Here is a 14,306-nt window from a genome sequence, read left to right on the forward strand (position 1 = left end):
CCCGCACCGCACCCCGTCACACCACTCACCCCGATTCGAGGAGCACCGCCATGACGACGTCCCGCCTGTTCGACACCGCCCGCCTCGGCGCCCTGACCCTGCCCAACCGCCTCGTCATGGCGCCCATGACCCGTAACCGCGCCTCCGCGGACGGCGTCCCGCAGCCCGTCATGGCCACCTACTACGCCCAGCGCGCCACCGCGGGCCTGATCATCGCCGAGGCGTCCACGCCCAACGCCGTCGGGCAGACGTACGCCAACATCACGGCCATCCACAACGCGGCCCACGTCGAGGGCTGGCGACACGTGACCGACGAGGTCCGCGCCGCCGGCGGCCGGATGTTCCTCCAGCTCCAGCACGGCGGCCGGATCGGCCACCCCGACAACAGCGGCGGCCTGACCCCGGTCGCCCCCTCACCGGTGCCGCTCCCCGACACCATCCACACCCCGACCGGTCACCAGCCCGCCCTCGTACCGAGGGAGATGACGCCCGACGACATCCGCACTACCGTGGTCGACTTCGCCGAGGCCGCCCGCAAGGCCGTGGCGGCGGGCTTCGAAGGCGTCGAGGTGCACGGCGCGAACGGCTACCTCCTCCACCAGTTCCTCGGCCAGGGCACCAACCACCGCACCGACGCCTACGGAGGAACGGTCGAGGGCCGCGTCCGGTTCGTGGTCGAGGTCGTACGTGCCGTCGCGGACGCGATCGGCCCCGAGCGGGTGGGCCTGCGGATCTCTCCGGGACTCACCGTCAACGGCATGGACGAGGGAGACACCGACGACATCTACCCCGCACTCGTCGACGCCCTCTCGGACCTGGACCTCGCCTATCTGCACATCGTCTTCGCCGACCCGGACAATCCGCTCTTCCAGGACCTCCGCAAGCGCTGGACCGGCACGCTGATCGCCAACCCCGTGCTGCCGCGGGAGCGGATTCCCGCCGACGGCGGCAGAAGCGAGGGCGAGCGCCTCCTGGCCGCCGGCGCCGACCTGGTGGCGCTCGGCCGCCCGTTCCTGGCCAACCCGGACCTGGTCGAGCGGCTACGCATGGGCGCGCCGCTCAACCAGGTCCGGGACAGGTACCTGATGTACGTGGGAGGGGAGACGGGCTACACGGACTATCCGTTCCTGTCCGACGGCCGCCGGTGAGGTGAATATTCGGCGCCCGGGGCCCCCGGATTTGCTCAATCCGGGGTGAAGATTCACGGCGGCGCGCGAAATGTTCTGGCTCACCGTGCTCCGAAGCCAGTTCCGTGCTAGTCTTGATCTCAGTTGCAGTTGTGGTTCCCATAGATACTTCAAGTGCCTTAGGTAACTTCACGTTGCCGGGCGCTTTTCTATTTCCGGATGCATTTTTTCCGGGCGGGGCAATCATTGCGGCGACGCCGAGGTCCGCACAGTGTGGGCCACGGGCACTGCCCCGAAGGAGAATTTGCATATGGCTACTGGCACCGTGAAGTGGTTCAACTCGGAAAAGGGCTTCGGCTTCATCGAGCAGGAGGGTGGCGGCCCCGACGTCTTCGCCCACTACTCGAACATCGCCACCCAGGGCTTCCGTGAGCTTCAGGAAGGCCAGAAGGTGAACTTCGATGTCACGCAGGGCCAGAAGGGCCCGCAGGCGGAGAACATCGTTCCTGCCTGACGCTGAAGCGTTGAGCGCAGCTGGTGCCCGTACCCTGGTGGTACGGGCACCAGCTCGTTGCTGTTTGGGGGGTATCCCGCCCGGGTAGGCACGACCGCCGGGGTGGCACACCACCCCGGCGGGGCGCCAAGACCCCCGCACCCCATTGATCCGGCCCGTCCGAGAGCCGCCTGCCGCAGCGGAATCCCAGCATTCCGACGTCAGGCGTCGCCATTCTCCGTACCGGCGCGCCGGCTGATTTTCAGTCTGTTATTCGGCTCGTTCTTGCAATTCGTCCGGCACTCATGCGCCGGGAATTCCTCGATACGTGCCATATCGAGGAAGGTTCTCCATGAACCGTTCAGCTCGCACGAACGACCGTTACTCCAACCCCCGCAGGGGCTCCGCCGGCGGCGACCGGGGCGCCCGTTTTCGACCCCAGGGTCAGGGCCAGGGACGCCCCGGCGGCAAGAGCTCCGGCGGCTACGGGCGCAGGCCCGCCGCGCCGCAGGGCGAGTTCGCGCTGCCCGTCACCGTCACGCCCGCCCTCCCCGCCGTAGAGACCTTCGGTGAGCTCGACCTGCCGGCCGAGATCCTCAAGACGCTCACCGGCCTCGGTGTGACCGTGCCGTTCCCGATCCAGGCGGCCACCCTGCCGAACTCGCTCGCGGGCCGGGACGTCCTCGGCCGCGGCCGCACCGGCTCCGGCAAGACGCTCGCCTTCGGGCTCGCGCTCCTCGCGCGCCTCGCAGGTCAGCGCGCCGACGCCAAGCAGCCCTTCGGCCTGATCCTCGTCCCCACGCGCGAGCTCGCCCAGCAGGTCACCGAGGCGCTCACCCCGTACGCCCGGTCGCTGAAGCTGCGGATGGCCACCGTCGTCGGCGGTATGTCCATCGGCCGTCAGGCCAGTGCCCTGCGCGGTGGCGCCGAGGTCGTCGTCGCGACGCCCGGACGCCTCAAGGACCTCATCGAGCGCAAGGACTGCCGTCTGGACCGGGTGAAGATCACCGTCCTGGACGAGGCCGACCAGATGGCCGACATGGGCTTCATGCCGCAGGTCACCGAGCTGCTCGACCTGGTGCACCCCGAGGGTCAGCGCATGCTGTTCTCCGCCACGCTCGACCGCAACGTCGACCTCCTCGTGCGCCGCTACCTGCACGACCCGGTCGTCCACTCCGTCGACCCGTCGGCGGGCGCGGTCACCACGATGGAACACCACGAACTGCATGTGCACGGCGCCGACAAGTTCGCCGCCGCCACCGAGATCGCGGCCCGCGACGGGCGGGTCATCATGTTCCTGGACACCAAGCACGCCGTCGACCAGTTCACCAAGCACCTGCTCGGCAGCGGCGTGCGGGCCGCCGCGCTGCACGGCGGCAAGTCCCAGCCGCAGCGCACCCGCACCCTGGCCCAGTTCAAGGCCGGTACGGTCACGGCGCTCGTCGCCACCAACGTCGCCGCCCGCGGCATCCACGTCGACAACCTCGACCTCGTGGTCAACGTCGACCCGCCGAGCGACCACAAGGACTACCTGCACCGCGGCGGCCGTACGGCCCGTGCCGGTGAGTCCGGCAGCGTCGTCACCCTGGTCCTGCCCAACCAGCGCCGCGACATGAGCCGCCTGATGCGCGACGCCGGTATCCGGCCGCAGATCACCCAAGTCCGGTCGGGCGAGGCCGAGTTGAGCCGTATCACCGGTGCTCAGGCGCCCTCCGGCGTCCCGATCACCGGCACCGCGCCGGCCACGGAGCGCCCCAAGCGCGGCGGTGCCCCGTTCCGCGGCATGGGCTCGCGCCCCGGTCGCGCCGGTGGTGACTCGCGCCGCACCTCCGAGGCCCGCCAGCTCGCCGACGCCCGCAAGGCCGCGCGGGTCCGCCGCGCCGGCTGAGACATACGCACGAAGGCCGGAGGCCCTGGACCGATTTCGGTCCAGGGCCTCCGGCCGTTCTGCTGCTGTCAGCCCTTGCGGGTGTTGATTTCCTGGGTGAGCTGGGGGACGACGTCGAAGAGGTCGCCGACGACGCCGTAGTCGACGAGGTCGAAGATCGGGGCCTCGGCGTCCTTGTTGACCGCGACGATGGTCTTCGAGGTCTGCATGCCGGCCCGGTGCTGGATCGCGCCGGAGATGCCGTTGGCGATGTACAGCTGCGGGGACACGCTCTTGCCGGTCTGGCCGACCTGGTTGGAGTGCGGGTACCAGCCCGCGTCGACGGCGGCGCGGGAGGCGCCGACGGCCGCGCCGAGGGAGTCGGCGAGGGCCTCGATGACCGTAAAGTTCTCGGCGCCGTTGACGCCACGGCCGCCGGAGACCACGATCGCGGCCTCGGTCAGGTCGGGGCGGCCGGTGGACTCGCGCGGGGTGCGGGCGGTGACCTTGGTGCCGGTCGCCTTGTCGGAGAACGAGACGGCGAGCGGCTCGACGGTGCCGGCGGCCGCGGCGGGCTCGACGGGGGCGCTGTTGGGCTTGACGGTGATGACCGGGGTGCCCTTGGCCACGCGGGACTTGGTGGTGAAGGAGGCGGCGAACGCGGACTGCGTCGCGACCGGACCGGAGTCGCCGGCCTCGATGTCGGTGGCGTCGGTGATGATGCCGGAACCGATGCGCACCGCGAGACGCGCGGCGATCTCCTTGCCCTCCGCGGAGGACGGCACCAGGACAGCGGCCGGGGCGACGGTGTTGTAGGCGGCCTGCAGTGCATCCACCTTCGGCACGACCAGGTAGTCGGCGTACTCGGACGCCTCGTGCGTCAGGACACGCGTCGCGCCGTGCTCGGCGAGGGTGGCGGCGGTGTCGGCGGCGCCGGCACCGATCGCCAGGGCGACGGGCTCACCGAGGCGACGGGCCAGGGTCAGCAGCTCAAGGGTGGGCTTGCGGACGGCACCGTCCACGTGATCGACGTAGACCAGAACTTCAGCCATGGGACTTCTCCTGCATGCGAAAGAGTGAGACGGAAGGGGACGGCCGGGGCTTAGATGAACTTCTGGCCCGCGAGGAACTCGGCGAGCTGCTTGCCGCCCTCGCCCTCGTCCTTGACGATCGTGCCCGCGCTGCGCGCCGGACGCTCAGCCGCCGCGTCCACGACCGTGAACGCACCCGCCAGACCCACCTCGTCGGCCTCCACGTCCAGATCCGAGAGGTCCCAGGACTCGACCGGCTTCTTCTTCGCCGCCATGATCCCCTTGAACGAGGGGTAACGCGCCTCGCCCGACTGGTCGGTCACCGACACCACCGCCGGCAGCGAAGCCTCCACCTGCTCCGAGGCCGTGTCACCGTCACGACGGCCCCTGACCACACCGCCCTCGACCGACACCTCGGAGAGCAGCGTCACCTGCGGCACACCCAGCCGCTCCGCGAGCAGCGCCGGGACCACACCCGCCGTGCCGTCCGTCGACGCCATACCGGAGACCACCAGATCGAAACCGGCCTTCTCGATCGCCTTCGCCAACACCAGCGACGTGCCCACGATGTCCGTGCCGTGCAGATCGTCGTCCTCGACATGGACCGCCTTGTCCGCGCCCATCGACAACGCCTTGCGCAACGCGTCCTTCGCGTCCTCCGGACCCACCGTCAACACGGTGACCTCCGCATCGTCCGCCCCGTCCGCGATCTGCAACGCCTGCTCGACCGCGTACTCATCCAGCTCCGACAGCAGCCCGTCCACATCATCACGGTCCACCGTCAGGTCATCAGCGAAATGCCGGTCCCCCGTCGCGTCCGGCACATACTTCACGGTGACAACGATCCTCAAGCTCACGCCGGCTCTCCTACCCTCTGGTTCCTGAAAGCGACACTATGGCACTCAGTACCCTCTGGCAAGGTACGTGGTGCCAGATGGGCCACTTCGGTGTTACGTTCCCGGCATGACTGAGGCGACCAGACCGGCCAAGAAAGCGCCGATGCGCGAGGTGCTCGCCGAGGCGGCGTTCCAGCTCTTCCTCGACCGGGGTTTCGAGCAGACCACGGTCGACGACATCGTCGCCCGTGCGGGTGTCGGGCGCAGGTCGTTCTTCCGGTACTTCCCGTCCAAGGAGGACGCGGTATTCCCGGATCACGAGCGCTGCCTCGCCGACATGACGGCGTTCCTCGAAGAGGCCGACGGCAGTGACCCGGTCGGCACCGTCTCCGACGCGGCGCGCCTCGTGCTGCGCATGTACGCGGCCAACCCTGAGTTCTCCGTGCAGCGTTATCGCCTCACGCGCGAGGTGCCGGGGCTGCGGACGTACGAGCTGTCGGTGGTGCGGCGCTACGAGCGCACCCTGGCGGGCTATCTGCGGGAGCGTTTCGAGGGGGAGCGGGACGGCGCGCTGCGGGCCGAGGTGATCGCCGCGTCCGTCGTCGCCGCCCATAACAACGGGCTCCGCTCCTGGCTCCGTTCGGGTGGTGAGGGAGACCCGTACGCGGCCGTGGACCACGCTCTGGGGATGGTGCGCGGTGTGTGGAGTGGCGCGGATCAGGGTGCGGCCCAGCCTGCCGCCGAGGACGAAGTCGTCGTGATGGTCGCCCCGAAGGGTGCCCCGATGTGGCAGGTCGTGCAGCGGATCGAATCGGCCTTCCGGCAGGGCTGAGGGCTCGATCCGGGGGCGGATCCGACTGGGTTTGGCACTCAGTACCTTTACAGCTCGGAACTCAGTGCCATACGGTGCGGAGGCGCCGACGCGATGGTGCGGCGCATCAGAGCCGAGCGCAGGGGGCCGAGCCGTGTCCGAGACAGCAACAGCAACCCACACCGCGCCGATCGGGCACGAGGTGTCCCACACCGCGCCGACCGGGCCCGACGGGACCGGCCTGACGATCCAGCGCTGCCGATGGTGCGGCACCGCCTCGTTCCGGCGGCTGCTGTGTCCGGTGTGCGCGTCGAGCGATCTGCAGGCCGAACACAGCGACGGTCTTGGCGTCGTCGTGCAGTCCAGCGTCGTGAACCGGTACACGGGGACGGCGCGCAACGAGTCCCTCGTCCGCTTCCCCGAAGGCTTCGTGTTCCGGTGCCGTGTCGTCGGTGCCGCCCCGAACCTGGTGTGGATCGGCGCCCGGGTGCGACCCGTGGCCGGCAGCGACCCCGACGCCGGGGAAGTGGTCTTCGAGCTGTGCGACACGGGCGGACGCACCGACTGGCAGTGACGCTGCCGTATTGCGACAACTGGTGGCCCGGCAACCGCGGGCGGCCGTAAGAGAGGACGATCTTCGATGCGTGAGTTCGGAAGAGTGGGCGTGGTGGGCTGCGGCCTGATGGGATCGGGCATCGCGGAGGTCTGCGCCCGCGCCGGTCTCGACGTCCTGGTCGCCGAGCGCGGCGAAGAGGCGCTTGCGGCGGGCCGGTCCCGTATCACCGCGTCCCTCGACCGCGGCCTGCGCAGCGGCAAGTTGAGCGCGGACGAGCGCGAAGCCGCCCTCGCCAGGCTGGAGTTCACCACCGACCTCGACGAGTTCGCCGACCGTGACCTGGTCGTCGAGGCCGTCGCCGAGCAGCCCGACGTGAAGACCGCCGTGTTCAAGGAGCTCGACCGGGTGCTCGGGGGCGGGGACGCGATCATCGCCTCCAACACCTCCTCCATCCCGATCATCGACCTCGCCGCGGTCACCTCGCGCCCCCAGCAGGTCGTAGGCGTCCACTTCTTCAACCCCGTACCCGTACAGCGCCTCGTCGAGGTCATCCCGACGCAGCTCACCGCGCAGAGCGTCACCGACGCGGTGACGGACTTCGCCGAGCGGCGGCTCGGCAAGACCGTCGTCCACGCCCAGGACCGGGCGGGCTTCGTCGTCAACGCCCTGCTGATCCCGTACCTCGTCTCCGCCGTCAGGATGCTGGAGTCGGGGGCCGCGTCCGCCGAGGACATCGACAACGGCATGGTGCTCGGCTGCGCGCATCCCATGGGCCCGCTGCGCCTCCTCGACCTCATCGGCCTCGACACGGCCCAGTCCATCGCGGAGTCGATGTACGACGAGTTCAAGGAGCCGCTGTACGCGCCCCCGCCGCTGCTGCGCCGCATGGTCGCTGCGGGCGCACTCGGCCGGAAGTCGGGGCGCGGCTTCTACGCGTACGACAGTTGAGCCGGGCGCACTCGGCGCCGGTCAGAAGTCGACCGGGTCCCGGATCAGCGGGCATGTCATGCAGTGCCCGCCGCCTCTGCCGCGGCCGAGTTCCGCGCCGACGATGGTGATGACCTCGACGCCCGCCTTGCGCAGCAGCGTGTTCGTCTGGGTGTTGCGGTCGTACGTGATGACGACGCCCGGCTCGACCGCGACGGCGTTGTTGCCGCTGTCCCACTGCTGGCGCTCGGAGGCGTAGACGTCGCCGCCGGTCTCGATCACGCGCAGTGCGCCGAGGCCGAGCGCCTTCGCCACGACGTCGACGAACGGGCGCGAGCCCTCGTCGGTGATGTGGAGGCCGGACGGATCGTCGCCGGGGCGCAGCGTGAAGGTGTGGACGGCGTCCATGATGGCCGGGTAGAGCGTGACGATGTCGCGGTCGGCGAAGGTGAAGACGGTGTCCAGGTGCATGGCGGAGCGCAGCTTCGGCATGCCGGCGACGATGACCTGGTCCGCCGCGCCGTTCTCGAACAGCGCGGCCGCCACCTGAGTGATCGCCTGGCGTGAGGTCCGTTCGCTCATGCCCATCAGGACGACGCCGTTGCCCACGGGCATGATGTCGCCGCCCTCGAACGTGGCCTGGCCCCAGTCCCGTTCGGGGTCTCCCCACCACACGGTGGAGCCGGTGAAGTCGGGGTGGAACGTGTAGATCGCCTTCATCAGCAGGGTCTCGTCGTGGCGTGCGGGCCAGTAGAGCGGGTTGAGGGTGACGCCTTCGTACAGCCAGCAGGTCGTGTCGCGGGTGTAGAGGGTGTTGGGCAGGGGCGGCATGAGGTACTCGCGTACGCCCGTCGACTCGCGGACCAGGGCGACGTAGTCGGAGCGGAACTCGTCCGGCAGGTCGGTGGTGGCCAGGCCGCCGATCAGATACTCGGTGAGACGGTGCGGGCTGAGCTCGTCGAGGAAGGCCCGGGTGTCGTCCATGAGGCCGAGGCCGACCTCGTTCGCGACGATCTTGCGGTCCAGGAGCCAGGCCTTCGCCTCGGGGATCGTCATGGTCTCGGTGAGGAGTTCGTGCAGTTCGACGACGTCGACGCCGCGTCCGCGCAGCTTGTTGACGAAGTCGGCGTGGTCGCGCTGGGCGTTCTCCACCCACATCACGTCGTCGAAGAGGAGGTCGTCGGAGTTGGTCGGGGTGAGCCTGCGGTGGGCGAGGCCGGGCGCGCAGACCAGGACCTTGCGCAGCGTGCCGACCTCGGAGTAGACGCCGAGCGCCGGCCCGGCCGTGGTGTCGTTGCTGGTCACGATGTGCCTTTCCAGGGAGTCGGTGCGACGGGCGGGCCGGTCAGAGGCTGATCCAGCCGGCCGCCAGGGCGATGACACCGAGGACCGCTCCGGCCACGGACACCGCGAGGATGGCGAGTTCGGCGGGGGAGAACAGGCGTCTGCCCTGTTCGCGGCGGGCCATCACGAACAGGACCGTGGCGGGCGCGTAGATGATGAAGGACACCAGGACGAACTTCATCCCGGCCGCGTAGAGAAGGAACGCCGTGTAGACGGTCGCGATGCCCGCCACGACGAGTTCGCCGCGCGCGTCGTGGGCCCCGACCGTGAGTGCGTCCGGTCGCACCGCGATCTTCACGGCGAACGCGGCGGCCAGCAGGAACGGGATCAGCGACAGGGCGCTGGTCAGATCGAGCGCGAAGTTGAACGCGTCGTCGGAGAACGAGGTGATGACCAGGACGACCTGGGAGAGGGCGGTGGTCATCACGAGTGCGGGCACAGGAACGTCGGCGCGGCTCGTGCGGGCCAGGAACCGCGGCATGTCACTGTCCCTGGCGGCGACGAGGAGGACCTCGGCCGCCATCAGCGTCCACGCGAGATAGGCGCCGAGCACGGAGATGATCAGGCCGACGCTGACGAACACCTTGCCCCAGGTGCCGACCGCCTCCTCGAGGACGCCCGCCATGGACGGCTGGCGCAGCTCGGCGATCTCGCTCATCGGCAGGATGCCGTACGACACGATCGTGACGGAGGCGAAGACGGCGAAGACGCTCAGGAAACCCAGCACGGTCGCGCGTCCGACGTCCTCGCGGCGTTTGGCGTGGCGGGAGTAGACGCTCGCGCCCTCGACGCCGAGGAACACGAAGACCGTGGCCAGCATCGTCCCTCTGACCTGGTGGAACAGTGAGCCCGCGTAGTCGGCGCCGCCGAAGTTCTCCGCGAAGACATGCGGTTTGAGGCAGAACAGGGCCAGCAGGACGAAGACGAGGATCGGCACGACCTTCGCGACGGTGACGACGCGGTTGATCGTGGCGGCTTCCTTGACGCCCCGCCGGATCAGGAAGAAGAACGCCCACAGCCCTGCGGAGGAAAGGATGATCGCGAGGGCAGTGTCGCCGTCGCCGAGGGCGGGGGCGATCGCGCCGATGGTCGACATGATCAGTACCCAGTACGTCACATTGCCGACGCAGGCGCTGGCCCAGTAGCCGAACGCCGAGAAGAAGCCCAGATATTCGCCGAACCCGGCCTTGGCGTACGCGTACACACCGGCGTCCAGGTCGGGCCTGCGGACGGCGAGCTTCTGGAAGACGAAGGCGAGCATCAGCATGCCGGTGCCGGCGATGGCCCACGCGATCAGCGCGCCGGCCACGCCGGTCTCCTGTGCGAAGCGGCGCGGGAGGGAGAAGACGCCGGCACCGACCATGGATCCGACGACCATCGTCGTCAGTGTGAGCAGGGTCAGCTTGGCCGCGGGTGACTGCTCGGGCCGGTCGGCGGCGAGGGAGCCTTCTGCCTGCGTCATGTCTTCCTCTGGCCGTGGGGCGTTGGAACCGACAGAGGACGACCATATTCATAAAATGTCCGGTATGCCCCCTTGGGGGCGTGCGGGCGGCGAAGGGGAGTAGCGCCGCGCGCCGAACCGGAATTTCGGGCATATCGTGCATCGAGGAAGCCTTGTGAAGCCTCACGCCTCCGGAAAGGCGCTCGCATGCAGCCCGACCTGACACCCGCCGTGCTCGCGTCGCTGCGCCGGCCCCGGCACTATCCGGCGGTGTCGGTCCTCGTGCCCACGCACCGGCGCAAGCCGGACAATGCGCAGGACCCCATCCGGCTGCGCAATCTGCTGGCCGGCGCGGCCAAGGAGCTGGAGGCCGATCCCGCGGTGACCCCGGAGCGCCGCCAGGACGTCGTCGAGCAGCTGGATCTGGCGCTCGCGGAGATCGACCTCGACCACGCCGAGGACGGTCTGGCGATCTTCGCCTCGCCGGGCGAGCACCACGTGTGGTCGCTGCCGCGTACCGTCCCCGAACGGGTCGTCCTCGCCGACACGTATCTGACCCGCAATCTCGTCGCCGCGTACACCGCCGAACAGCCCTACTGGGTCCTCGCGGTCTCGGCGGACCGCGCCGCGCTGTGGAGGGGCGACGCGAGGCGCCTCGTGGAACAGCACATCGCGGGATTCCCGCTGACCCGGAGCCTCGACGACCCCGACGCGGAGCGCAAGGAGCGCATCGGGGACCTCCCGAGCACCTACGGCGACGAGCAGACCCGCCAGTTCCTCCGGCAGGTCGACACGGCGCTCGACGAGGCCCTGGCTCCGACGGCGCGGCTGTACGTCGCCGGTGAGCAGGCGGCCGTCACCCTGCTCAACGAGGTCGGGACCGCCACCGAGCACGCCGTCCCCGTGGCCCACGGCGGGCTCGCGAACGCCGGAGCGGAAGCCGTGCGCGAGGCGGTGCGGCCCGCCGTCACCGCACAGGAGCAGCAGAGCGTGGCCGCCACCCTGGCGGACATCGAGCGCGCCCGGGGCTGGAAGGAGTTCGCCGCGGGCGTGGACGAGGTGTGGGAGCACGTCGCCGCCGGGCGGGTCCGCGCACTCGTCGTCGAGGAGCACTTCCGCACCACTGTCCGGCAGGACGGCGACCACCTGGTCCCGGCCGAGCCCGGCGACCTGGACGCCCACGACGACATCGTCGACGAGATCGTCGAACGGGCCCTGGAGACGGGCGCCGAGGTGCGCTTCGTCCCCGACGGAACCCTCCCGGAGGGGACGGGAATCGTCGGAATCATGCGCTATTGACCTCTCCGGCACCCCTGTCAGAGGTGCCGGAAAGAGCCAGAGCTTCCAAAGAGCCAGAGCTTTCGGAGAGATTCAAGGAGACGTCTGAATGAGTGCCGGTTCCCCCGGGAAGAAGCCAGCGCCGCGCCGGCGGCGGTCCATGACGGCCGTCCTCGCGGTGCTCGCCGCCGCGACCAGCGCCGTGGCCCTCGTGTCGTGCAGCACGGACAGCGGCAACAACAGTTCGTCGAGCGTCAGCCCGCGCGCGACACCCCCCAATACGGCTTCCTTCTCCGGGACCCCGCCCTCCGCGATGGCGTCGGCCGCCAAGTCGGCCGTCGCCTCGGCGAAGGCGGAGGCCTCGGCGGCGGCGAGCTCCGCGTCGGCCAGGGCCTCCGAGTTCGAGGCGTCCGTGTCGGCCGAGGTGGAACGGGCCAACGCCGCGGCCGCCAGTGAACTCATGAAGGTCGAGGGTCAGGGCAACGCCACGGCCGACGTCGCCCTCACCGGCAAGCCGCGGTCCCAGACGGGCGGCGTGTTCGCCGTCGTCGTCAACATCACCAACCGCACCGACAAGAAGGCGTCCTACGCCGTGCAGGTCGACTTCAAGGACAGCGACGGCAAGGTCGTCGAGACCCGGTACGTCGGCGCCGAGAACCTCGACCCCGGCGAGCGGGCCCAGCCCCTCGCCATCAGCCGCAAGCCCCCGGAGATGAAGCTGACGGCGAAGGTCGCCAAGGCGCAGCGTTACTGAGACCGAGCAGCGTTACTGAGACCGAGCAGCGCTTCTGAGACCGAGCAGCGCTACCGAGAGCGCGGCGCTGCAGAGAAGCGCCTCAGGGCCGGAGCAACTGCGTGAAGCGTTCGACGTCGACGTTGCCGCCGCTGACGATGACACCGACGCGGCGGCCGCGCAGCTGCCCGGCCAGGGCGCGCGCGGCGGCGAAGCCGAGGCAGCCCGTCGGCTCGACGACGGTCTTCATCCGGGTGTGGAAGATCCGCATGCACTCGACGAGTTGGTCGTCCGTCGCGGTGAGGATGTCGTCGACGCCGTCCTTGATGACGGCGAAGGTGTGCTTGCCCAGGTGCCGTGTCTGCGCGCCGTCCGCGATCGTCTGCGGGGTGTCGATGTCGACGATGTGGCCCTCGCGCAGCGACTGCCTGCCGTCGTCGCCCGCCTCGGGCTCGACGCCGTAGACCGCGCAGCCCGGGGACAGGGCGCGGGCGGCGAGGATCGACCCGGAGAGCAGCCCGCCGCCGCCCAACGGCACGAACAGCGCGTCGAGTTCACCGACCTCCTCGAACAGCTCCTTGGCCGCGGTGCCCTGACCCGCCATCACATCCGGGTGGTCGTACGGCGGGATCAGCGTCAGGCCCCGCTCGGCGGCGACCCGGTGCCCGATCTCCTCGACGTTCTCCGAGTAGCGGTCGTACATCACGACCTCCGCGCCGTACCCCTTGGTGGCGGCCAGCTTGGCCGCGGGCGCGTCGTGCGGCATGACGATGGTCGCGGGCATTTCCAGGATGGCGGCGGACAGGGCCACGGCCTGCGCGTGGTTGCCGGACGAGTAGGCGACGACGCCGGCGCGGCGCTGCTCCGGAGAGAACCTGGACAGCGCGTTGAACGCGCCGCGGAACTTGAAGGCGCCCATGCGCTGGAAGTTCTCGCACTTGAAGTGGAGGGAGGCGCCGAGTTCGGCGTCGGTGAGGCGCGAGGTGAGCACGGGGGTGCGGTGGGCGTGCGGGGCGACCCGCTCGTGCGCGCGCACGACGTCCTCGTAGGTCGGCAGGTCGGTCGGCGTCAGATCGGCCATGGGGGACTTCCTCTCAATTGGCAGCTGCTCATCCGGCGTCCGGGCATGCGGCATGTGGCATCCGCTCATGTGGCATCCGCTCATTTGGCATCCGAGTACACCGTCGCCCTCGACACACCCAGGTGGTCGGCGACGATGCCCGCCGACCGGCGTACTTCCATGAAGCCCTGGGCCTTCAACTCCCTTACGAGTTCCCGGCGTTGGGTCGTCCGCAGGGCGCGGGGCGTGGTCGCGCGGTCGGCGGCGAACGCGTCGATGCGGGCGCGGATGGCGTCGCCGCCCGCCGGGTCGAGCGACTCGGCGGGGGCCGCGGAGCCGTCGGAGCGGCCGAAGTGGTCGAGTACGGTGCCGATGCCGTCGAAGACGGTCATGTCGATGTTCAGGCAGAGCGCGCCGGCGTAGTGGCCCCGCTCGTCCTTGATGCCGATCGACGTGCTCTTGACCCGGCGGCCGTCCGCGAACCGGTTCGGATAGTTCGCCACGACCTGCGGGTACGCGTCGTCGGCCAGCCGTGCGAGCCCGAGTTCGGTGGCGGGGTCGCCCACGGAACGGCCCGACAGGTTGTTCTCGATGGCGACGATCGCGTGGTCCGGGTCGTCGAGATCGTGCACGACGACCTCGCAGAACGGCGCGAACGTGGCCGCGAGCCCCTTGGCGACCTGCTGGAGCTGCTCCATGAGATGGGTGTGACCGGGTTCGGACATGCTGACAGTTTATAAAGAGCTGGACTGTTCGTCCAGAGAGATCGATTGTTGTGCGGAGAGTTCACGTGGGCACGTGG

The 14,306-nt window shown here is 69.8% G+C and carries 14 protein-coding genes; 8 read left to right on the top strand and 6 right to left on the bottom strand.

Annotation, left to right across the window (positions count from 1 at the left end; translation table 11 throughout):
• Window positions 1-50: 50 nt before the first annotated feature.
• From OHA58_RS32325 to OHA58_RS32335, 3 genes are all read left to right on the top strand, one after another.
• Window positions 51-1,148: an alkene reductase gene (locus OHA58_RS32325; RefSeq protein ID WP_405483137.1), complete on the top strand. Its 1,098-nt coding sequence runs from the start codon at window positions 51-53 to the stop codon at window positions 1,146-1,148.
• Between the two features lie 289 nt (window positions 1,149-1,437).
• Window positions 1,438-1,641, top strand: a complete 204-nt coding sequence (locus OHA58_RS32330; protein ID WP_100598391.1) for a cold-shock protein — start codon at window positions 1,438-1,440, stop codon at window positions 1,639-1,641.
• Window positions 1,642-1,972: 331 nt separating this feature from the next.
• Window positions 1,973-3,508 (top strand): DEAD/DEAH box helicase, encoded by a 1,536-nt coding sequence (locus OHA58_RS32335; protein WP_405483139.1) that lies wholly within the window; start codon window positions 1,973-1,975, stop codon window positions 3,506-3,508.
• Between the two features lie 68 nt (window positions 3,509-3,576).
• On the opposite strand, the gene OHA58_RS32340 is transcribed toward OHA58_RS32335, so the two are convergent.
• Together OHA58_RS32340 and OHA58_RS32345 are read right to left on the bottom strand one after the other, a co-directional pair.
• The gene (locus OHA58_RS32340) at window positions 3,577-4,539 is read right to left on the bottom strand and encodes an electron transfer flavoprotein subunit alpha/FixB family protein (RefSeq protein WP_405483140.1); all 963 of its coding nucleotides are present in this window, start codon (window positions 4,537-4,539) and stop codon (window positions 3,577-3,579) included.
• A 50-nt stretch (window positions 4,540-4,589) separates the two neighbouring features.
• Window positions 4,590-5,375, bottom strand: a complete 786-nt coding sequence (locus OHA58_RS32345; protein ID WP_405483142.1) for an electron transfer flavoprotein subunit beta/FixA family protein — start codon at window positions 5,373-5,375, stop codon at window positions 4,590-4,592.
• Between the two features lie 142 nt (window positions 5,376-5,517).
• Here OHA58_RS32345 and OHA58_RS32350 point away from each other — a divergent pair, with 142 nt between their 5' ends.
• The 3 genes from OHA58_RS32350 (at window position 5,518) to OHA58_RS32360 (ending at window position 7,669) form a co-directional block, all read left to right on the top strand.
• Window positions 5,518-6,186, top strand: a complete 669-nt coding sequence (locus tag OHA58_RS32350) for a TetR family transcriptional regulator (RefSeq protein ID WP_405485291.1) — start codon at window positions 5,518-5,520, stop codon at window positions 6,184-6,186.
• A gap of 169 nt (window positions 6,187-6,355) precedes the next feature.
• A complete protein-coding gene (locus tag OHA58_RS32355; protein ID WP_405485293.1) occupies window positions 6,356-6,739 on the top strand; it encodes a Zn-ribbon domain-containing OB-fold protein in 384 nt (127 codons plus the stop codon).
• Between the two features lie 66 nt (window positions 6,740-6,805).
• A complete protein-coding gene (locus tag OHA58_RS32360; protein WP_405483143.1) occupies window positions 6,806-7,669 on the top strand; it encodes a 3-hydroxybutyryl-CoA dehydrogenase in 864 nt (287 codons plus the stop codon).
• Between the two features lie 21 nt (window positions 7,670-7,690).
• Here OHA58_RS32360 and OHA58_RS32365 read toward each other — a convergent pair whose 3' ends face one another.
• Window positions 7,691-8,953 (bottom strand): arginine deiminase, encoded by a 1,263-nt coding sequence (locus OHA58_RS32365; RefSeq protein ID WP_405483145.1) that lies wholly within the window; start codon window positions 8,951-8,953, stop codon window positions 7,691-7,693.
• A gap of 40 nt (window positions 8,954-8,993) precedes the next feature.
• Window positions 8,994-10,454, bottom strand: coding sequence for a basic amino acid/polyamine antiporter (locus OHA58_RS32370; protein ID WP_405483147.1), 1,461 nt, complete (start codon window positions 10,452-10,454; stop codon window positions 8,994-8,996).
• Window positions 10,455-10,640: 186 nt separating this feature from the next.
• On the opposite strand from OHA58_RS32370, the gene OHA58_RS32375 reads away from it, so the two are divergent.
• A complete protein-coding gene (locus OHA58_RS32375) occupies window positions 10,641-11,732 on the top strand; it encodes a chemotaxis protein (protein WP_405483148.1) in 1,092 nt (363 codons plus the stop codon).
• A gap of 88 nt (window positions 11,733-11,820) precedes the next feature.
• A complete protein-coding gene (locus tag OHA58_RS32380; protein ID WP_405483149.1) occupies window positions 11,821-12,465 on the top strand; it encodes a hypothetical protein in 645 nt (214 codons plus the stop codon).
• 82 nt (window positions 12,466-12,547) lie between these two features.
• Here the strand turns inward: OHA58_RS32380 and OHA58_RS32385 are convergent, their stop codons facing one another.
• Complete coding sequence (locus OHA58_RS32385) at window positions 12,548-13,525, bottom strand: threo-3-hydroxy-L-aspartate ammonia-lyase (protein WP_206301765.1); 978 nt, start codon at window positions 13,523-13,525, stop codon at window positions 12,548-12,550.
• Window positions 13,526-13,605: 80 nt separating this feature from the next.
• Window positions 13,606-14,229: a transcriptional regulator gene (locus OHA58_RS32390; protein WP_405483150.1), complete on the bottom strand. Its 624-nt coding sequence runs from the start codon at window positions 14,227-14,229 to the stop codon at window positions 13,606-13,608.
• Between the last annotated feature and the right edge of the window lie 77 nt (window positions 14,230-14,306).

It is taken from the genome of Streptomyces sp. NBC_00009 (assembly GCF_045040855.1).
Lineage (GTDB): Bacteria > Actinomycetota > Actinomycetes > Streptomycetales > Streptomycetaceae > Streptomyces > Streptomyces aureus.

What these genes read in the sequence shown, in the direction of transcription:
- OHA58_RS32360 (WP_405483143.1), top strand. Translation starts at nt 6,806, where the DNA reads ATGCGTGAGTTCGGAAGAGTGGGCGTGGTGGGCTGCGGCCTGATGGGA.
- OHA58_RS32330 (WP_100598391.1), top strand. Translation starts at nt 1,438, where the DNA reads ATGGCTACTGGCACCGTGAAGTGGTTCAACTCGGAAAAGGGCTTCGGC.
- OHA58_RS32375 (WP_405483148.1), top strand. Translation starts at nt 10,641, where the DNA reads ATGCAGCCCGACCTGACACCCGCCGTGCTCGCGTCGCTGCGCCGGCCC.
- OHA58_RS32380 (WP_405483149.1), top strand. Translation starts at nt 11,821, where the DNA reads ATGAGTGCCGGTTCCCCCGGGAAGAAGCCAGCGCCGCGCCGGCGGCGG.
- OHA58_RS32390 (WP_405483150.1), bottom strand. Translation starts at nt 14,229, where the DNA reads ATGTCCGAACCCGGTCACACCCATCTCATGGAGCAGCTCCAGCAGGTC.
- OHA58_RS32350 (WP_405485291.1), top strand. Translation starts at nt 5,518, where the DNA reads ATGCGCGAGGTGCTCGCCGAGGCGGCGTTCCAGCTCTTCCTCGACCGG.
- OHA58_RS32385 (WP_206301765.1), bottom strand. Translation starts at nt 13,525, where the DNA reads ATGGCCGATCTGACGCCGACCGACCTGCCGACCTACGAGGACGTCGTG.
- OHA58_RS32340 (WP_405483140.1), bottom strand. Translation starts at nt 4,539, where the DNA reads ATGGCTGAAGTTCTGGTCTACGTCGATCACGTGGACGGTGCCGTCCGC.
- OHA58_RS32370 (WP_405483147.1), bottom strand. Translation starts at nt 10,454, where the DNA reads ATGACGCAGGCAGAAGGCTCCCTCGCCGCCGACCGGCCCGAGCAGTCA.
- OHA58_RS32325 (WP_405483137.1), top strand. Translation starts at nt 51, where the DNA reads ATGACGACGTCCCGCCTGTTCGACACCGCCCGCCTCGGCGCCCTGACC.
- OHA58_RS32335 (WP_405483139.1), top strand. Translation starts at nt 1,973, where the DNA reads ATGAACCGTTCAGCTCGCACGAACGACCGTTACTCCAACCCCCGCAGG.